The 20,082-nt window shown below is 56.4% G+C and carries 9 protein-coding genes, 4 tRNA genes and 5 rRNA genes; 14 read left to right on the forward strand and 4 right to left on the reverse strand.

Annotated elements, in window-relative coordinates; all coding sequences use genetic code 11:
- The first annotated feature begins 40 nt into the window (after positions 1-40).
- Positions 41-1,048: a lipoyl synthase gene (gene lipA / locus AT984_RS22120; protein WP_058721952.1), complete on the forward strand. Its 1,008-nt coding sequence runs from the start codon at positions 41-43 to the stop codon at positions 1,046-1,048.
- Positions 1,049-1,161: 113 nt separating this feature from the next.
- On the opposite strand, the gene AT984_RS22125 is transcribed toward lipA, so the two are convergent.
- The 3 genes from AT984_RS22125 to AT984_RS22135 all read right to left on the reverse strand — a co-directional run bounded on the left by AT984_RS22125 (position 1,162) and on the right by AT984_RS22135 (position 4,354).
- Positions 1,162-1,668, reverse strand: a complete 507-nt coding sequence (locus tag AT984_RS22125) for a TlpA disulfide reductase family protein (RefSeq protein ID WP_058721953.1) — start codon at positions 1,666-1,668, stop codon at positions 1,162-1,164.
- 25 nt (positions 1,669-1,693) lie between these two features.
- Complete coding sequence (locus AT984_RS22130; protein ID WP_058721954.1) at positions 1,694-2,890, reverse strand: hypothetical protein; 1,197 nt, start codon at positions 2,888-2,890, stop codon at positions 1,694-1,696.
- A 198-nt stretch (positions 2,891-3,088) separates the two neighbouring features.
- Positions 3,089-4,354, reverse strand: coding sequence for a CaiB/BaiF CoA transferase family protein (locus AT984_RS22135; protein WP_082680258.1), 1,266 nt, complete (start codon positions 4,352-4,354; stop codon positions 3,089-3,091).
- A 51-nt stretch (positions 4,355-4,405) separates the two neighbouring features.
- On the opposite strand from AT984_RS22135, the gene AT984_RS22140 reads away from it, so the two are divergent.
- Genes AT984_RS22140 through AT984_RS22150 form a run of 3 tightly spaced genes read left to right on the forward strand, consistent with a single transcriptional unit; the run spans position 4,406 to position 5,653 of the window.
- On the forward strand, positions 4,406-4,933 hold the full coding sequence (locus AT984_RS22140; protein WP_058721955.1) for a hypothetical protein: 528 nt from the start codon (positions 4,406-4,408) through the stop codon (positions 4,931-4,933).
- A gap of 33 nt (positions 4,934-4,966) precedes the next feature.
- Positions 4,967-5,374 carry a PTS sugar transporter subunit IIA gene (locus AT984_RS22145; RefSeq protein ID WP_082680259.1) on the forward strand — a complete coding sequence of 136 codons (408 nt, stop codon included), beginning with the start codon at positions 4,967-4,969 and terminating at the stop codon, positions 5,372-5,374.
- 9 nt (positions 5,375-5,383) lie between these two features.
- Complete coding sequence (locus tag AT984_RS22150) at positions 5,384-5,653, forward strand: HPr family phosphocarrier protein (protein ID WP_058721956.1); 270 nt, start codon at positions 5,384-5,386, stop codon at positions 5,651-5,653.
- Between the two features lie 33 nt (positions 5,654-5,686).
- Here the strand turns inward: AT984_RS22150 and AT984_RS22155 are convergent, their stop codons facing one another.
- Entirely contained in the window at positions 5,687-6,562 is an 876-nt protein-coding gene (locus AT984_RS22155) for a GNAT family N-acetyltransferase (RefSeq protein ID WP_082680260.1), read from the reverse strand.
- A gap of 125 nt (positions 6,563-6,687) precedes the next feature.
- On the opposite strand from AT984_RS22155, the gene ptsP reads away from it, so the two are divergent.
- The 10 genes from ptsP to AT984_RS22205 all read left to right on the forward strand — a co-directional run bounded on the left by ptsP (position 6,688) and on the right by AT984_RS22205 (position 19,903).
- The gene (ptsP, locus tag AT984_RS22160) at positions 6,688-8,472 is read left to right on the forward strand and encodes a phosphoenolpyruvate--protein phosphotransferase (protein WP_058721957.1); all 1,785 of its coding nucleotides are present in this window, start codon (positions 6,688-6,690) and stop codon (positions 8,470-8,472) included.
- Between the two features lie 524 nt (positions 8,473-8,996).
- Positions 8,997-10,520: ribosomal RNA gene (locus AT984_RS22165) — 16S ribosomal RNA — on the forward strand.
- Between the two features lie 190 nt (positions 10,521-10,710).
- A tRNA-Ile gene (locus tag AT984_RS22170) sits at positions 10,711-10,787 on the forward strand.
- A 15-nt stretch (positions 10,788-10,802) separates the two neighbouring features.
- A tRNA-Ala gene (locus tag AT984_RS22175) sits at positions 10,803-10,878 on the forward strand.
- Positions 10,879-11,198: 320 nt separating this feature from the next.
- Positions 11,199-14,079 (forward strand): 23S ribosomal RNA (locus AT984_RS22180).
- Positions 14,080-14,283: 204 nt separating this feature from the next.
- Positions 14,284-14,396: ribosomal RNA gene (gene rrf / locus AT984_RS22185) — 5S ribosomal RNA — on the forward strand.
- A gap of 424 nt (positions 14,397-14,820) precedes the next feature.
- Positions 14,821-16,344, forward strand: a 16S ribosomal RNA gene (locus AT984_RS22190).
- Between the two features lie 190 nt (positions 16,345-16,534).
- A tRNA-Ile gene (locus AT984_RS22195) sits at positions 16,535-16,611 on the forward strand.
- 15 nt (positions 16,612-16,626) lie between these two features.
- Positions 16,627-16,702, forward strand: a tRNA-Ala gene (locus AT984_RS22200).
- Between the two features lie 320 nt (positions 16,703-17,022).
- Positions 17,023-19,903: ribosomal RNA gene (locus tag AT984_RS22205) — 23S ribosomal RNA — on the forward strand.
- Together the 16S, 23S and 5S rRNA genes with 4 tRNA genes alongside form the textbook arrangement of a ribosomal RNA operon.
- The last annotated feature ends 179 nt before the right edge of the window (positions 19,904-20,082 follow it).

The raw sequence follows: 20,082 nt of genomic DNA on the forward strand, positions 1-20,082 counted from the left end.
CAAGAATGGGGCTCCACAAGAGCTGACGAAAGAAGCAGTAATGGCTAGCGACAACACCACCCACGAACTCAAGACCGGCGAGGCCTATGACGCCAGCGCCAAGCAAAAGGCGCAAGCCAAGACCGCGCGCATCCCGATCAAGATCGTGCCGGTTGGCGAAATGCTGAAGAAGCCGGACTGGATTCGCGTCAAGGCCGGTTCGCCCTCGACCCGCTTCTACGAAATCAAGCAAATCCTGCGCGAGCACAAGCTGCACACGGTGTGCGAGGAAGCCTCCTGCCCGAATATCGGCGAATGCTTCGGCAAGGGCACGGCCACCTTCATGATCATGGGTGATAAGTGCACCCGCCGCTGCCCCTTCTGCGATGTGGGCCATGGCCGACCCGATCCGCTGGATGTGGACGAGCCACTGAACCTGGCCAAGACCATCGCAGCGCTCAAGCTCAAGTATGTGGTGATCACCAGCGTGGACCGCGACGATCTGCGCGACGGCGGCGCCGGCCATTTCGCCGAGTGCATCCAAAAGGTTCGCGAACTCAGCCCCAGCACCCAGATTGAAATCCTAACGCCCGATTTCCGCGGCCGCGCCGATCGCGCCCTGGACATCTTGCGTGCCGCGCCGCCGGACGTGATGAACCACAATCTGGAAACCGCGCCGCGCCTGTACAAGGAAGCGCGCCCGGGCTCCGACTATCAGTTCAGCCTCGATCTGCTCAAGCGCTTCAAGGACGAAGTGCCGGGCGTGCCGACCAAGAGCGGCATCATGGTCGGCTTGGGCGAAACCGACGAAGAGATCCTGCAGGTCATGCGCGATATGCGTGCCCACAATGTGGACATGCTGACGCTGGGGCAATACCTGGCCCCCAGCGGCCACCATCTGCCGGTGCGCCGTTATGTGCACCCGGATACCTTCAAGATGTTCGAGGCCGAGGCTTACAAGATGGGCTTCAGCCACGCCGCCGTGGGTGCCATGGTGCGCTCCAGCTATCACGCCGACCATCAGGCGGAGCAGGCCACGCAGGCGATTGACGCCGCCGCAAGCAAGTAAGCAGGCAGCAGGCAGCCGGCGCCTTTTTGGCGCTGCTCAGAAGCAAACAAGCCGCTGAAGTCGGGGACTTCAGCGGCTTGTTCTATTTCGGCGCCGCAAAGGCGCGCAAGCGCTCAGCTCTCGGCCAGCAGCTTTTCTACCAAGCCGTGCAGGGCCGCGAAATCCGGTTCGCCGACATAGCGTTTGACGATCTCGCCGCGCTTATTGATCAAGAAGGTGGTGGGCGTGAGCTGCACCTTGCCGAACTGTTTGGCAATCTCGCCGGTGTTGTCGATCGCCACGCTGAAGGGCAGGCGGCGGCTCTCGGCAAAGTTGGCCACAAAGGCCGGGGCGTCATAGCTCATTGCCACCGCCAGAGTGTCAAAGCCCTTGGCCTTGAACTTCTCATGCGTGGCGATGAGTTCGGGCATCTCTTTGACGCAGGTGGTGCAACTGGTGGCCCAGAAGTTCACCAGCATGACCTTGCCGGCCCACTGGCTGGAATCGAACTTGGCGCCGTCCAGCAGCACATAGCTGACTGCCGGCGCTTTTTCATACTTGCTGCCCAGCGTGGCCCAAAGCCCTGCGGCGCCAAGGGCGAGCAGGAGCAGGGCGGGGGCGATCCATCGAGAGGTCTTCATACCCGCAGTTTAGCGGGCGCGGGGCTCAGAACTCTTTGGAGAGTTCGAACAGCAGCACGGAGGGCAGGGCATCGCTCAGGTGCTGGCGTGAGATGCGAGCCAGGCCGTCGCTGGTGGCGGTAGACAGCTGGGTCATGTGCGACTCGGCCATCACCTCGACAAAGCTGAACATCGGCACTTCGCGCATGATGTCTTCGAACAGCATGTCGAAGTCCGGCCCGCGCAGCGCGCTTTCGAACACGATGCCGTGCGGCAGGCCCTCGGCGCAGAACACCGAGGCTTCGTCCATGCTGCTGACCACATCGACGATCAAGCCCATGTGTTGAATCGCGGTCTGGATTTGCGTGCGCAGATCGCGGCTCTGGGCAATGATCAGCACATGGCTGCCGGCCAGGGGCTTGGAGTTGCTGGACGGTTGGTAGTCGCGCCGGCCCGCGGTGGTCGATGGTTTGGATTCCCAGATTGACTCGCGGCCCTCGGGGTCCACGTCCGACATGCCGGGCTCTTCGCCCACCGTGTGGGGGAATTCCAGCGTCAGCACGGTGATGCCGGCTTCGTCTTCGCGCAGGGGCAGCACGCCCATGGTCAGGGCGGTTTGCTCCACCAGGCGCCAGCCCAGGGCGTTCAGGTTCGCCGGTGTTTCGAATTCTTGCTGCGCATCGAGCAGCTCCAGCGAGCGATGCGCAAAGCGGCAGACCAGGCGAGCCTTGGCCGGCCAGGAGCTGAGGTCCAGGCGCAGGTCGATGGAGGAGTGGGTATTGGCCAGTGCCCAGTCCATCAAGGCGTTCAGCAGCGAAAACAGCAGCGAGCCGTCGGCCATCACTTCGATGGGCTTGAGTGACTGGCGGATCTGGATGCCGCGTGCCTGGGTTTCACGGCTGCGCTGGGTCAGCACGCCGCGCAGGATTTGCGTCAGGTGCAGGCGTTCACGCGACAGGCGCAAGCGGCCCGAGGCCAGCCGAGCCAGTTGCTGGCCCACCATGCCGGCTTCACGCGCTTGCGAAACGCTGTCGCGCAGGGCGCGCAGGCTTTGGCGGTCGATCTGGCCGGTGCTCACCAGGCTGTGGATGCGCTCCAGCGCGGAACTCAGCGGGCCGGCGATCTCGGCGCCCAGCAATTGCACGATCTCACCCCATTGCGCATGGTCAGGCGCGCTGGCGACGTCGTTCGCGGCAGCGGTGCCGGCGTTCGCGGAGTGAGGGGAAGTGGAGTTGGTGACCATGGGTCGTGCAATCTGCGGGTAGACCTTTGTAGAGGTTTTGGGCTTTTCGTGGAGTGCCCACAGCGGCGCTGATGGTCGGGGCCAGGCTTGCTAGCGTCTATCCCCCGATCCGGGGGAATTCCTGATAATGCCTGCCGGTTAGCGGCAAAACGAGTAAGTTTTAACGAAAACCAGGGAAATTTGCCAATTCCCGCTGGCTCAGGCAACGACCTTGGCGGCCAGCAGGGCCTGGATTTGCCCTTCATCCAAGCCGGCTTCGCGCAGCAATTCGTGGCTGTGCTGGCCCAGCAGGGGCGGCGCATGGCGATAGCGCACCGGCGTGGCCGATAGCTTGATCGGGCTGGCCACCAGGCGCAGCTGCTCGCTCAAAGGATGGGGCATGGCCACCGTCATCTCGCGCGCCTGCACATGCGGGTCGGCAAAGGCTTCGGCCAAGTTGTTGATGGGGCCGCAAGGCACTTTGGCCGCCTCCATGGCCGACAACCAGTGTTGCCGAGGCTGGGTTTTGATGACGGCGGCGATCGGTGGCACCAGGAGTTCGCGGTGGCGCACCCGGGCGGCATTGCTGGCGAAGCGAGGGTCTTGCGCCCATGCTGGCTGCTCCAGAATGTCGCAGAACTTGGCGAATTGATTGTCATTGCCCACGGCGACGATGACATGCCCGTCGGCCGCTTCAAACACTTGATAGGGCACGATGTTCTGGTGCGCATTGCCCATGCGGCCCGGTGCCTTGCCGGTGCACAGATAGTTGCTGCCCAAATTGGCCAGCATGGCCAGTTGCGTGTCCAGCAAGGCCATGTCGATGGTTTGGCCTTGGCCGGTGGCGTCGCGGTGGCGCAGCGCCGCGAGGATGGCCACGGTGGCGTAAAGCCCGGTGAACAGGTCCGCCACGGCGACGCCGACCTTTTGCGGCCCGCCTCCGGGCAAGTCATCGCGCTCGCCGGTGACGCTCATCAGGCCGCCCATGCCTTGAATGGCGTAGTCGTAGCCGGCACGGTCTTGGTAAGGCCCACTCTGGCCAAAGCCGGTGATGGAGCAGACCACCAGGCCAGGGTTCGCGGCCTGTAGGCTTTGCGCGTCCAGGCCGTAACGCGCCAGATCGCCAACCTTGAAGTTCTCCACCAGCACGTCCACGCCAGCCGCCAGTTGGCGGATCAAAGCTTGGCCCTCGGGCGTGGCGATGTCGATGGCGATGGAGCGCTTGTTGCGGTTGGCGCCCAGGTAGTAGGCGGCCTCGCTGGTGTCGGCGCCTTCGGCATTTTTCAGATAGGGCGGGCCCCAGGCGCGAGTGTCGTCGCCGCTGCCGGGTCGTTCGACCTTGATCACATCGGCCCCCAGGTCGGCCAGGGTTTGCGTGCACCAGGGGCCGGCCAACACTCGGGAGAGGTCCAGCACCCGCACGCCGGCCAGTGACATGGCGGGCAATGCCGGGGCGGCGGAGGGAAAGCTAGGCTTGTTTGGCATGGCTTGAATTGTGCGTCAGGGTTTGGCGGCCGCCGCTCCCATAATGCCCGCATGAAAAGCGCTCGCACCTTTGTTGCCTTTGGCTTCGCCGCTGTTGCCGCCACCCTGCTCGGCGCCTGTGCACCTACCCTGGACTGGCGCGAAGTCAGGCCTGAAGGTTCGGACGCGCAGGCCTTATTCCCCTGCAAGCCGGAACTGCTCAGCCGGCCGGCCGGCGGCGCCCATGCGCCCGGCCGCATGGGGCTGGCGCAATGCAAGGCCGGCGGCGCGAGCTTTTCGCTGTCGTGGGCCGAGGTGGCTGATCCTGCCCAAGTGGCCCCGGCCTTGCGGCAGATGCGCGAAAGCCTGGCCACCAAGCTGGCGGCCAAGCCCGGCGAGCTGCTGCCGGTGCAGGTGGCGGGCATGACGCCCAACCCCGAGGCGCAGATGCAAACCCTGCTTGGCGCCAATCAATCCGCCCAGGTGGCGGTGTTCACGCGCGGCCAGCTGGTCTATCAAGCCATGCTGTTATCGCCCAAGCCGGATGCCGCGGGCTGGCAGACTTTTCTTGCGGCCCTCAAGTTGGGTGGGGCTCAATGAAGTCCATCTGCGTTCCGCACTGATAATGAAGCCATGCCCGGACTTCTTGTGATTGCCCATGCGCCCTTGGCCTCCGCCCTCAAAGCGGTGGCCGAACATACCTTTCCGCAATGCGCGCCGCAGTTGGCGGTCTTGGATGTGACGCCGGATCAGTCGGTGGAAGCCATCGAAGCGCAGGCGCGCGCCTTGTTGTTGGCGGCGGGTCATGAGCAATGCCTGGTGCTGACGGACGTGTTTGGCGCCTCGCCGCACAATGCCGCTTTGCGCCTGGCGGGTGATTCGGTCCGGGTGGTTTGCGGTGTCAATGCGCCGATGTTGTGGCGCTCGCTGTGCTACGCCCGTGAGCCCTTGGATGTGCTGGCCAAGCGCGCCGTTGATGGCGGTGTGGCGGGCATCATGCAATGCGGTCAAACTGTGTTGAGTTCTTCTTCCGAGCCCTGAATTTCAATAATGATCAAATCGACTTTGACCATCAGCAACAAGCTCGGGCTGCATGCCCGCGCCTCCGCCAAGCTGACCAAGCTGGCCGGCTCTTTTCAGTGCGAAGTCTTCATGAGCCGCAACAGCCGACGCGTCAACGCCAAAAGTATCATGGGCGTGATGATGTTGGCCGCCGGCCTTGGTTCACAGGTTGAACTGGAAACCGAAGGGCCGGACGAGCAGGCTGCGCACGACGCCCTGACCGCCCTGGTCAACGACAAGTTCGGCGAAGGCCAGTAAACCTGAGGCTTCGCTGCGGCGAAGCCCGGCCCCTTATTCGATGAAGTGGCGCCGGTAGCGCGCCGGCAGATCCTGGATGCGCATCATCATCGGCAGGTCGGCGGTGTTGAAGTCCGGATCCCAGGCGGGTGCGCCGAGGATGCGCGCGCCGCAGCGCAGATAGCCCTTGATCAGCGGCGGCGCTTCCACCACGAGGTCTTGGCGCAGGTCATCCACCGGCAGCGGCAAACGCGGCCTGACTTGCCATTCGATGCCGGCCAAATGGGTTTTTTCGAGCTGTTTCCACAAGCTGGCGGCGAAGTGGCCGCCGTCGCGCATGCTGACGCTGGCGCAGCCGATCATGGTGTCGAGTTCATTGCGCAGCATGAATTCCGCCAGGGCGCCCCACAACACCATGATGGCGCCGCCGGAGCGATGGTCGGGGTGGATGCAGGAGCGGCCCAGCTCCACCATGCGTTCACGCAGGCTGCGCAGACGGGTCAGGTCGAACTCGGTCTCGCTGTAGAGGCCGCCGGCGCGCTTGGCGGCCGCCGGGGTCAGCACGCGGTAGGTGCCGATGACCTTGCCTTTGCGGCCGTCGCCGCGTACTTCGCGCACCAGCAGGTGTTCGCAAAAGGCGTCGAAGGTGTCGATGTCCAGCTTGGGCGGTGCGCCCTTGGGCACGCACAGGCGTGCGCCCATTTCTTCGGCAAAGACTTGGTAGCGCAGGGCCTGGGCTTCGCGGACTTCGTCCTCGCTGCGCGCCCAACTCACGTCCAAGCGGGCTGGCGCGGCGCGCTTGCTGTCCAGCTCAATCGGCGCCAGCGGGGAGTGGGGCTGCTGCCGCGCATGTGAATGCTGCTCGGCCAACTTCTGCGGCTTGGGCCTCAGGTCGGAGAAGGGGAGAGTCGGCAGGGGAAGATCCCGCATGGGTAGCCTCATTCAAGTCGTTGCAAGCCCAGCCATGCTCGGCGTTACGGGTGACGCCGGCGTGACTCAGGAATGACGATTCAATGACGAGGTGAATTGGCGCCGCCGGCTGCTAAAGTCAAGCCATGAGCTTTCAGGTCTTTGGCATTCCGGTTTCGCGTGGTGTGGCCATTGGCCGCGCCGTTTTGGTCACGTCCAGTCGCATGGACGTTGCCCACTATTTCATTGCCGACGATCAGGTCGAGGCCGAGATCAAGCGCGCCATGCGGGGCCGCGACGAAGTGGCGCAGGAGCTGGAGGCGCTCAAGCAGGACCTGCCCGCCGATGCGCCTCATGAGCTGGCAGCGCTGCTCGATGTGCACCTGATGCTTTTGCACGACGAGGCCTTGGTGGGCGCAACCCGGCAGTGGATCATCGAGCGGCACTACAACGCCGAATGGGCTTTGTCCGCGCAGCTGGAAGTCTTGGCGCGTCAGTTCGACGAGATGGAAGATGACTATCTGCGCGAACGCAAGGCCGACTTGGAGCAGGTGGTTGAACGGGTTTTGAGCGCTTTGGCGCGCGAGCAAGGTCAGGCACCGACGGATGCGGCCAGCGTGGTGCAGCGAGATTTCGCCGGTGAGGATCCTTTGCTGCTGGTGGCCGCTGATATCGCGCCGGCGGACATGATGCAGTTCAAGCGTAGTGTGTTCCATGGCTTCATCACCGACATCGGCGGCCGCACCTCGCATACCGCCATCGTGGCGCGCAGCATGGATATTCCGGCCATCGTCGGCACCCGCGAAGCGTCGCGCCTGATTCGCCAGGACGATTGGGTCATCATTGACGGTGATGCTGGCGCCGTGATCGTCAACCCTTCTCCCATCATGCTGGAGGAGTACCGCTTCCGCCAACGCCAGAGCGAGTTGGAGCGAGCGCGTCTAGCCCGCCTGCGCCATACCCCGGCGGTGACCTTGGATGGCGAAAAAGTGGAGTTGCACGCGAATATCGAATTGCCCGCTGACGCCGTGGGGGCGGTTGAGGTGGGGGCCACGGGTGTGGGCCTGTTCCGCAGCGAGTTTCTGTTCATGAATCGCGGGGGTGAGTTGCCCAGCGAAGAAGAGCAATTCCTCGCCTACCGTGCCGCCGTGGAGGCCATGCGCGGCATGCCGGTCACCATCCGCACGGTCGATGTGGGGGCTGACAAACCCTTGGATCGCATGAGCGCCAGTGAATTACGTCACGAACATGTGCTTAACCCCGCAATGGGTTTGCGCGCGATTCGCTGGAGCTTGGCCGAGCCGAGTATGTTCCGCCAGCAGTTGCGGGCCATTTACCGGGCTAGTGCTTTCGGCAAAGTGCGTTTGTTGATCCCGATGGTGGCCCACCTGAGTGAAGTGCGGCAGATTCAGGAGGCACTCAAGAAGGTTCAGCAGCAATTGACTGATGCTGGCCGCGCCTACACCAAGGTTGAGTTGGGTGTGATGATTGAGATTCCCGCCGCCGCCGTCATGTTGCCCCTGCTGTTGCCGCATGTCGACTTCGTGTCCATCGGCACCAATGATTTGATTCAGTACACCTTGGCGATTGATCGCGCCGACGAAGCGGTGGCGCATTTGTACGACCCGTGGCACCCGGCCGTGCTGCATTTGCTGGCGCATTCCATCAGCCAGGCCCGCGCGGCCGGGAAGTCGGTCAGCGTCTGCGGTGAAATGGCTGGCGACCCGCTGTTCACTGACCTATTGCTCGCCATGGGTCTGCGCAGCTTCTCTATGCACCCCTCGCAGATTCCCTCGGTGAAGCAGCGCGTGCTGCGGGCAGACGCCAGCCGTCTTGCGCGCGTTCTGCCTGATTTGCTCACCAGTGACGATCCTCAGCGTGATGCCGAGTTGGCGTTCAGCCTTCAAAGGCCCACATCTTTAAAGCACTAAGAGAGATGGGGTGGCCCCGCGCTTCGCGCTTAGCTGCCCGGAATTGTTCCCAAGGCTGCGCGCGCATGGCGTCGGACACGGCCTGCCATTTCTTTGCCTTCATCTGCGGATTGTCTTGCGACCCTCAAAATTCCTGTGCTACAGTAGAGGGCTTCGCTACAGGGAAGTTTGTTTCGGCAACGAGACAGCACTGAATGAGAATTCAGTTTTGTAGTGTGAAGTGAGGGCGTTGAAAAACATATCGAAAGAAGTTTTTAAAACGCTTGACCGGTTTGAAGAAAATAGGTCATAATCTCGCTTCTGTGCTGCTGACGTCAAGTCGGTGGCGAATAAGTTAACGAAGGCTGATGCCGGAGTTGCTTGAGCTCTTTAATAATTCACAGCCGATAAGCGTGGGCGTTTGAAGATGAGTGCTGGTTGCAGGTGACTGCAGCCAAGTCTCTTAGACTTTAAACGCTCACGGAAATTAAGATTGGAATCATGCAAATGGTTTTAGTCGATTCCGTTGAGTAAAAAGCAAGATCGAACTGTAGAGTTTGATCCTGGCTCAGATTGAACGCTGGCGGCATGCCTTACACATGCAAGTCGAACGGTAACAGGTTAAGCTGACGAGTGGCGAACGGGTGAGTAATATATCGGAACGTGCCCAGTTGTGGGGGATAACTACTCGAAAGAGTGGCTAATACCGCATGAGACCTGAGGGTGAAAGCGGGGGATCGCAAGACCTCGCGCAATTGGAGCGGCCGATATCAGATTAGCTAGTTGGCGGGGTAAAAGCCCACCAAGGCGACGATCTGTAGCTGGTCTGAGAGGACGACCAGCCACACTGGGACTGAGACACGGCCCAGACTCCTACGGGAGGCAGCAGTGGGGAATTTTGGACAATGGACGCAAGTCTGATCCAGCCATGCCGCGTGCGGGAAGAAGGCCTTCGGGTTGTAAACCGCTTTTGTCAGGGAAGAAACGGGTTTCTCTAATACAGAGACCTAATGACGGTACCTGAAGAATAAGCACCGGCTAACTACGTGCCAGCAGCCGCGGTAATACGTAGGGTGCAAGCGTTAATCGGAATTACTGGGCGTAAAGCGTGCGCAGGCGGTTATGCAAGACAGAGGTGAAATCCCCGGGCTCAACCTGGGAACTGCCTTTGTGACTGCATAGCTAGAGTACGGTAGAGGGGGATGGAATTCCGCGTGTAGCAGTGAAATGCGTAGATATGCGGAGGAACACCGATGGCGAAGGCAATCCCCTGGACCTGTACTGACGCTCATGCACGAAAGCGTGGGGAGCAAACAGGATTAGATACCCTGGTAGTCCACGCCCTAAACGATGTCAACTGGTTGTTGGGAGGGTTTCTTCTCAGTAACGAAGCTAACGCGTGAAGTTGACCGCCTGGGGAGTACGGCCGCAAGGTTGAAACTCAAAGGAATTGACGGGGACCCGCACAAGCGGTGGATGATGTGGTTTAATTCGATGCAACGCGAAAAACCTTACCTACCCTTGACATGTCAGAGATCCCGCAGAGATGTGGGAGTGCTCGAAAGAGAATCTGAACACAGGTGCTGCATGGCCGTCGTCAGCTCGTGTCGTGAGATGTTGGGTTAAGTCCCGCAACGAGCGCAACCCTTGTCATTAGTTGCTACGAAAGGGCACTCTAATGAGACTGCCGGTGACAAACCGGAGGAAGGTGGGGATGACGTCAGGTCATCATGGCCCTTATGGGTAGGGCTACACACGTCATACAATGGCCGGTACAGAGGGCTGCCAACCCGCGAGGGGGAGCTAATCCCAGAAAACCGGTCGTAGTCCGGATCGTAGTCTGCAACTCGACTGCGTGAAGTCGGAATCGCTAGTAATCGCGGATCAGCTTGCCGCGGTGAATACGTTCCCGGGTCTTGTACACACCGCCCGTCACACCATGGGAGCGGGTTCTGCCAGAAGTAGTTAGCCTAACCGCAAGGAGGGCGATTACCACGGCAGGGTTCGTGACTGGGGTGAAGTCGTAACAAGGTAGCCGTATCGGAAGGTGCGGCTGGATCACCTCCTTTCTAGAAATGGTCGAGCCACGGTTGAGTTACTTGTAATTCAGCATGAGCGAGATCCACATGCACTCAGATTGAAGCGCCCACACTTATCGGCTGTAGTAACAACTGCAAGAGTAAATACAAAAAGCGTGAGCCTGCCGAGCTGGCCTCTAAGGTAAGCGTCTGAGCTCAGGAGCACGCGAGAAGAACGCGTGGGTCTGTAGCTCAGTTGGTTAGAGCACCGTCTTGATAAGGCGGGGGTCGCTGGTTCGAATCCAGCCAGACCCACCACGGAATTTAATTCCCGGGGGATTAGCTCAGCTGGGAGAGCACCTGCTTTGCAAGCAGGGGGTCGTCGGTTCGATCCCGTCATCCTCCACCATGTATTTACTCGAAGTTGGCAAACCAGAGCGTCTATAGAAGATGTTGTGGTTTGCCAGTTTTTATTGGCATTGTTCTTTAACAATTTGTAGAGTCGAATCAGCGTTGTCGACGGAAAGTTTAGTCTCTTCGTAAAGGGGACTAGACACCGTGCCGTCGGCAACATTTTGATTGCGTCAAACACAAGACTTCAACTGAGCAAGAAATTGTTTAGATATGAAGAACGGCGTAACGCGTAAATACTCAATAACGTATGGACTCATGAATGGGGTCTGTACGAGTTCTTGACCGACAGTGCCGTCAGCGCTGTCAAAGTTATAGGGTCAAGTGACTAAGTGCATATGGTGGATGCCTAGGCGATTACAGGCGACGAAAGACGTGATAGCCTGCGATAAGCTTCGGGGAGCTGGCAAATTAGCTTTGATCCGGAGATTTCTGAATGGGGAAACCCACCGCGCGAGCGGTAACTCTGACTGAATACATAGGTCATTGTGGCGAACCGGGTGAACTGAAACATCTCAGTAGCTCGAGGAAAAGACATCAACCGAGATTCCGAAAGTAGTGGCGAGCGAAATTGGAATAGCCTTTACGTTTTAGCATCGTGTATATCAGAACGGAATGGAAAGTCCGGCCATAGCGGGTGATAGCCCCGTATGAGAAATGCTGCGGTGTGGAACTAAGCGTAAGACAAGTAGGGCGGGACACGTGTAATCCTGTCTGAATATGGGGGGACCATCCTCCAAGGCTAAATACTCGTAATCGACCGATAGTGAACTAGTACCGTGAGGGAAAGGCGAAAAGAACCCCGGGAGGGGAGTGAAATAGATCCTGAAACCGTATGCATACAAAAAGTAGGAGCCGCAAGGTGACTGCGTACCTTTTGTATAATGGGTCAGCGACTTACATTCAGTGGCGAGGTTAACCGAATAGGGAAGCCGTAGAGAAATCGAGTCCGAATAGGGCGAATTAGTCGCTGGGTGTAGACCCGAAACCAAGTGATCTATCCATGGCCAGGATGAAGGTACCGTAACAGGTGCTGGAGGTCCGAACCGACTAATGTTGCAAAATTAGCGGATGAGCTGTGGATAGGGGTGAAAGGCTAAACAAACTTGGAAATAGCTGGTTCTCTCCGAAAACTATTTAGGTAGTGCCTCAAGTATTACCATCGGGGGTAGAGCACTGTTATGGCTAGGGGGTCATGGCGACTTACCAAACCATTGCAAACTCCGAATACCGATGAGTACAGCTTGGGAGACAGAGCACCGGGTGCTAACGTCCGGACTCAAGAGGGAAACAACCCAGACCGCCAGCTAAGGTCCCCAAAATTGGCTAAGTGGGAAACGAAGTGGGAAGGCTAAAACAGTCAGGATGTTGGCTTAGAAGCAGCCATCATTTAAAGAAAGCGTAATAGCTCACTGATCGAGTCGTCCTGCGCGGAAGATGTAACGGGGCTAAGCCAGTTACCGAAGCTGCGGATGTGCAATTTATTGCACGTGGTAGGAGAGCGTTCTGTAAGCCTGTGAAGGTGGGTTGTGAAGCCTGCTGGAGGTATCAGAAGTGCGAATGCTGACATGAGTAGCGTTAAAGGGGGTGAAAAGCCCCCTCGCCGAAAGCGCAAGGTTTCCTACGCAACGTTCATCGGCGTAGGGTGAGTCGGCCCCTAAGGCGAGGCAGAGATGCGTAGCTGATGGGAAACAGGTAAATATTCCTGTACCGATCTGTAATGCGATGTGGGGACGGAGAAGGTTAGCTCAGCCAACGGTTGGAAGTGTTGGTTCAAGCGTGTAGTCATGCCCCTTAGGCAAATCCGGGGGGCTAAGATGAGGCGTGATAACGAGAGTGCTTGCACTTGAAGTGAGTGATACCCTGCTTCCAAGAAAAGCCACTAAGCTTCAGTTACAGATTGACCGTACCGCAAACCGACACTGGTGCGCGAGATGAGTATTCTAAGGCGCTTGAGAGAACTCTGGAGAAGGAACTCGGCAAATTGACACCGTAACTTCGGAAGAAGGTGTGCCTCTATTAGGTGAAGAGATTTACTCTCGGAGCCGAATGGGGTCGCAGAGAATCGGTGGCTGCAACTGTTTATTAAAAACACAGCACTCTGCAAAGACGAAAGTCGACGTATAGGGTGTGACTCCTGCCCGGTGCTGGAAGATTAAATGATGGGGTGCAAGCTCTTGACTGAAGTCCCAGTAAACGGCGGCCGTAACTATAACGGTCCTAAGGTAGCGAAATTCCTTGTCGGGTAAGTTCCGACCTGCACGAATGGAGTAATGATGGCCACACTGTCTCCTCCAGAGACTCAGCGAAGTTGAAATGTTTGTGATGATGCAATCTCCCCGCGGAAAGACGGAAAGACCCCATGAACCTTTACTGTAGCTTTACATTGGACTTTGAACAGATCTGTGTAGGATAGGTGGGAGGCTTTGAAGTGAGGACGCTAGTTCTCATGGAGCCAACGTTGAAATACCACCCTGGTGTGTTTGAGGTTCTAACCTTGGTCCCTTATCGGGATTGGGGACAGTGTATGGTGGGCAGTTTGACTGGGGCGGTCTCCTCCCAAAGTGTAACGGAGGAGTTCGAAGGTACGCTAAATACGGTCGGAAATCGTGTTGATAGTGCATTGGCATAAGCGTGCTTGACTGCGAGACTGACAAGTCGAGCAGGTACGAAAGTAGGACAAAGTGATCCGGTGGTTCTGTATGGAAGGGCCATCGCTCAACGGATAAAAGGTACTCTGGGGATAACAGGCTGATACCGCCCAAGAGTTCATATCGACGGCGGTGTTTGGCACCTCGATGTCGGCTCATCTCATCCTGGGGCTGTAGCCGGTCCCAAGGGTATGGCTGTTCGCCATTTAAAGAGGTACGTGAGCTGGGTTTAAAACGTCGTGAGACAGTTTGGTCCCTATCTTCCGTGGGCGCTGCAAGATTGAGAGAGCCTGCTCCTAGTACGAGAGGACCGGAGTGGACGCACCTCTGGTGTATCGGTTGTCACGCCAGTGGCATCGCCGAGTAGCTAAGTGCGGAAGAGATAACCGCTGAAAGCATCTAAGCGGGAAACTCGTCTCAAGATGAGTCTTGCCGGGGCCTAGAGCCCCCTGAAGGGTCGTTCGAGACCAGGACGTTGATAGGCTGGGTGTGGAAGCGCAGTAATGCGTTAAGCTAACCAGTACTAATTGCCCGTGAGGCTTGACCCTATAACTTTGACAGTTCAGAAATGAACGTGTTCAAGGATTATTGAGTAGTCAATACAAGTTATACCGTTCTTCAAAGAAGTCGGTGTTAGCGCAATCAAAAAAGCTGATTCGAGTAATATGACAAACCCTCAAACGGTGTCATAATACGACTCTACAAATTGGATCGGTTGTTCGAGCGATTGAACAGCAGATCAACCAGTTAAGCCTGATGACCATAGCGAGGCGGTCCCACTCCTTCCCATCCCGAACAGGACAGTGAAATGCCTCAGCGCCGATGATAGTGCGGATTCCCGTGTGAAAGTAGGTCATCGTCAGGCTAATATTAAGCAAAACGCCCGGTCACTTGGCCGGGCGTTTCTGTCTTCAGTCTGTAGACACAAGCTGCTGCGTGCAGGGTTTGTGTTTGCGGATGCGCCAGGCGAGAGTCTGGTGATGCGAAGCAGAAGATGGCGGCGAGATGAAAATCTTGATGCAATAGGTGTTGACGATAGTGAAAACTTCTGACACAATCCCATCTCTGTGCTGCTGACGTCAAGTCGGTGGCAAACAAGTTAACGAAGGCTGAGGCCGGAGTTGCTTGAGCTCTTTAATAATTCACAGCCGATAAGCGTGGGCGTTTGAAGATGAGTGCTGGTTGCAGGTGACTGCAGCCAAGTCTCTTAGACTTTAAACGCTCACGGAAATTAAGATTGGAATCATGCAAATGGTTTTAGTCGATTCCGTTGAGTAAAAAGCAAGATCGAACTGTAGAGTTTGATCCTGGCTCAGATTGAACGCTGGCGGCATGCCTTACACATGCAAGTCGAACGGTAACAGGTTAAGCTGACGAGTGGCGAACGGGTGAGTAATATATCGGAACGTGCCCAGTTGTGGGGGATAACTACTCGAAAGAGTGGCTAATACCGCATGAGACCTGAGGGTGAAAGCGGGGGATCGCAAGACCTCGCGCAATTGGAGCGGCCGATATCAGATTAGCTAGTTGGCGGGGTAAAAGCCCACCAAGGCGACGATCTGTAGCTGGTCTGAGAGGACGACCAGCCACACTGGGACTGAGACACGGCCCAGACTCCTACGGGAGGCAGCAGTGGGGAATTTTGGACAATGGACGCAAGTCTGATCCAGCCATGCCGCGTGCGGGAAGAAGGCCTTCGGGTTGTAAACCGCTTTTGTCAGGGAAGAAACGGGTTTCTCTAATACAGAGACCTAATGACGGTACCTGAAGAATAAGCACCGGCTAACTACGTGCCAGCAGCCGCGGTAATACGTAGGGTGCAAGCGTTAATCGGAATTACTGGGCGTAAAGCGTGCGCAGGCGGTTATGCAAGACAGAGGTGAAATCCCCGGGCTCAACCTGGGAACTGCCTTTGTGACTGCATAGCTAGAGTACGGTAGAGGGGGATGGAATTCCGCGTGTAGCAGTGAAATGCGTAGATATGCGGAGGAACACCGATGGCGAAGGCAATCCCCTGGACCTGTACTGACGCTCATGCACGAAAGCGTGGGGAGCAAACAGGATTAGATACCCTGGTAGTCCACGCCCTAAACGATGTCAACTGGTTGTTGGGAGGGTTTCTTCTCAGTAACGAAGCTAACGCGTGAAGTTGACCGCCTGGGGAGTACGGCCGCAAGGTTGAAACTCAAAGGAATTGACGGGGACCCGCACAAGCGGTGGATGATGTGGTTTAATTCGATGCAACGCGAAAAACCTTACCTACCCTTGACATGTCAGAGATCCCGCAGAGATGTGGGAGTGCTCGAAAGAGAATCTGAACACAGGTGCTGCATGGCCGTCGTCAGCTCGTGTCGTGAGATGTTGGGTTAAGTCCCGCAACGAGCGCAACCCTTGTCATTAGTTGCTACGAAAGGGCACTCTAATGAGACTGCCGGTGACAAACCGGAGGAAGGTGGGGATGACGTCAGGTCATCATGGCCCTTATGGGTAGGGCTACACACGTCATACAATGGCCGGTACAGAGGGCTGCCAACCCGCGAGGGGGAGCTAATCCCAGAAAACCGGTCGTAGTCCGGATCGTAGTCTGCAACTCGACTGCGTGAAGTCGGAATCGCTAGTAATCGCGGATCAGCTTGCCGCGGTGAATACGTTCCCGGGTCTTGTACACACCGCCCGTCACACCATGGGAGCGGGTTCTGCCAGAAGTAGTTAGCCTAACCGCAAGGAGGGCGATTACCACGGCAGGGTTCGTGACTGGGGTGAAGTCGTAACAAGGTAGCCGTATCGGAAGGTGCGGCTGGATCACCTCCTTTCTAGAAATGGTCGAGCCACGGTTGAGTTACTTGTAATTCAGCATGAGCGAGATCCACATGCACTCAGATTGAAGCGCCCACACTTATCGGCTGTAGTAACAACTGCAAGAGTAAATACAAAAAGCGTGAGCCTGCCGAGCTGGCCTCTAAGGTAAGCGTCTGAGCTCAGGAGCACGCGAGAAGAACGCGTGGGTCTGTAGCTCAGTTGGTTAGAGCACCGTCTTGATAAGGCGGGGGTCGCTGGTTCGAATCCAGCCAGACCCACCACGGAATTTAATTCCCGGGGGATTAGCTCAGCTGGGAGAGCACCTGCTTTGCAAGCAGGGGGTCGTCGGTTCGATCCCGTCATCCTCCACCATGTATTTACTCGAAGTTGGCAAACCAGAGCGTCTATAGAAGATGTTGTGGTTTGCCAGTTTTTATTGGCATTGTTCTTTAACAATTTGTAGAGTCGAATCAGCGTTGTCGACGGAAAGTTTAGTCTCTTCGTAAAGGGGACTAGACACCGTGCCGTCGGCAACATTTTGATTGCGTCAAACACAAGACTTCAACTGAGCAAGAAATTGTTTAGATATGAAGAACGGCGTAACGCGTAAATACTCAATAACGTATGGACTCATGAATGGGGTCTGTACGAGTTCTTGACCGACAGTGCCGTCAGCGCTGTCAAAGTTATAGGGTCAAGTGACTAAGTGCATATGGTGGATGCCTAGGCGATTACAGGCGACGAAAGACGTGATAGCCTGCGATAAGCTTCGGGGAGCTGGCAAATTAGCTTTGATCCGGAGATTTCTGAATGGGGAAACCCACCGCGCGAGCGGTAACTCTGACTGAATACATAGGTCATTGTGGCGAACCGGGTGAACTGAAACATCTCAGTAGCTCGAGGAAAAGACATCAACCGAGATTCCGAAAGTAGTGGCGAGCGAAATTGGAATAGCCTTTACGTTTTAGCATCGTGTATATCAGAACGGAATGGAAAGTCCGGCCATAGCGGGTGATAGCCCCGTATGAGAAATGCTGCGGTGTGGAACTAAGCGTAAGACAAGTAGGGCGGGACACGTGTAATCCTGTCTGAATATGGGGGGACCATCCTCCAAGGCTAAATACTCGTAATCGACCGATAGTGAACTAGTACCGTGAGGGAAAGGCGAAAAGAACCCCGGGAGGGGAGTGAAATAGATCCTGAAACCGTATGCATACAAAAAGTAGGAGCCGCAAGGTGACTGCGTACCTTTTGTATAATGGGTCAGCGACTTACATTCAGTGGCGAGGTTAACCGAATAGGGAAGCCGTAGAGAAATCGAGTCCGAATAGGGCGAATTAGTCGCTGGGTGTAGACCCGAAACCAAGTGATCTATCCATGGCCAGGATGAAGGTACCGTAACAGGTGCTGGAGGTCCGAACCGACTAATGTTGCAAAATTAGCGGATGAGCTGTGGATAGGGGTGAAAGGCTAAACAAACTTGGAAATAGCTGGTTCTCTCCGAAAACTATTTAGGTAGTGCCTCAAGTATTACCATCGGGGGTAGAGCACTGTTATGGCTAGGGGGTCATGGCGACTTACCAAACCATTGCAAACTCCGAATACCGATGAGTACAGCTTGGGAGACAGAGCACCGGGTGCTAACGTCCGGACTCAAGAGGGAAACAACCCAGACCGCCAGCTAAGGTCCCCAAAATTGGCTAAGTGGGAAACGAAGTGGGAAGGCTAAAACAGTCAGGATGTTGGCTTAGAAGCAGCCATCATTTAAAGAAAGCGTAATAGCTCACTGATCGAGTCGTCCTGCGCGGAAGATGTAACGGGGCTAAGCCAGTTACCGAAGCTGCGGATGTGCAATTTATTGCACGTGGTAGGAGAGCGTTCTGTAAGCCTGTGAAGGTGGGTTGTGAAGCCTGCTGGAGGTATCAGAAGTGCGAATGCTGACATGAGTAGCGTTAAAGGGGGTGAAAAGCCCCCTCGCCGAAAGCGCAAGGTTTCCTACGCAACGTTCATCGGCGTAGGGTGAGTCGGCCCCTAAGGCGAGGCAGAGATGCGTAGCTGATGGGAAACAGGTAAATATTCCTGTACCGATCTGTAATGCGATGTGGGGACGGAGAAGGTTAGCTCAGCCAACGGTTGGAAGTGTTGGTTCAAGCGTGTAGTCATGCCCCTTAGGCAAATCCGGGGGGCTAAGATGAGGCGTGATAACGAGAGTGCTTGCACTTGAAGTGAGTGATACCCTGCTTCCAAGAAAAGCCACTAAGCTTCAGTTACAGATTGACCGTACCGCAAACCGACACTGGTGCGCGAGATGAGTATTCTAAGGCGCTTGAGAGAACTCTGGAGAAGGAACTCGGCAAATTGACACCGTAACTTCGGAAGAAGGTGTGCCTCTATTAGGTGAAGAGATTTACTCTCGGAGCCGAATGGGGTCGCAGAGAATCGGTGGCTGCAACTGTTTATTAAAAACACAGCACTCTGCAAAGACGAAAGTCGACGTATAGGGTGTGACTCCTGCCCGGTGCTGGAAGATTAAATGATGGGGTGCAAGCTCTTGACTGAAGTCCCAGTAAACGGCGGCCGTAACTATAACGGTCCTAAGGTAGCGAAATTCCTTGTCGGGTAAGTTCCGACCTGCACGAATGGAGTAATGATGGCCACACTGTCTCCTCCAGAGACTCAGCGAAGTTGAAATGTTTGTGATGATGCAATCTCCCCGCGGAAAGACGGAAAGACCCCATGAACCTTTACTGTAGCTTTACATTGGACTTTGAACAGATCTGTGTAGGATAGGTGGGAGGCTTTGAAGTGAGGACGCTAGTTCTCATGGAGCCAACGTTGAAATACCACCCTGGTGTGTTTGAGGTTCTAACCTTGGTCCCTTATCGGGATTGGGGACAGTGTATGGTGGGCAGTTTGACTGGGGCGGTCTCCTCCCAAAGTGTAACGGAGGAGTTCGAAGGTACGCTAAATACGGTCGGAAATCGTGTTGATAGTGCATTGGCATAAGCGTGCTTGACTGCGAGACTGACAAGTCGAGCAGGTACGAAAGTAGGACAAAGTGATCCGGTGGTTCTGTATGGAAGGGCCATCGCTCAACGGATAAAAGGTACTCTGGGGATAACAGGCTGATACCGCCCAAGAGTTCATATCGACGGCGGTGTTTGGCACCTCGATGTCGGCTCATCTCATCCTGGGGCTGTAGCCGGTCCCAAGGGTATGGCTGTTCGCCATTTAAAGAGGTACGTGAGCTGGGTTTAAAACGTCGTGAGACAGTTTGGTCCCTATCTTCCGTGGGCGCTGCAAGATTGAGAGAGCCTGCTCCTAGTACGAGAGGACCGGAGTGGACGCACCTCTGGTGTATCGGTTGTCACGCCAGTGGCATCGCCGAGTAGCTAAGTGCGGAAGAGATAACCGCTGAAAGCATCTAAGCGGGAAACTCGTCTCAAGATGAGTCTTGCCGGGGCCTAGAGCCCCCTGAAGGGTCGTTCGAGACCAGGACGTTGATAGGCTGGGTGTGGAAGCGCAGTAATGCGTTAAGCTAACCAGTACTAATTGCCCGTGAGGCTTGACCCTATAACTTTGACAGTTCAGAAATGAACGTGTTCAAGGATTATTGAGTAGTCAATACAAGTTATACCGTTCTTCAAAGAAGTCGGTGTTAGCGCAATCAAAAAAGCTGATTCGAGTAATATGACAAACCCTCAAACGGTGTCATAATACGACTCTACAAATTGGATCGGTTGTTCGAGCGA

The organism is Paucibacter sp. KCTC 42545, assembly GCF_001477625.1.
Classification (GTDB): Bacteria; Pseudomonadota; Gammaproteobacteria; order Burkholderiales; family Burkholderiaceae_C; genus Paucibacter_A.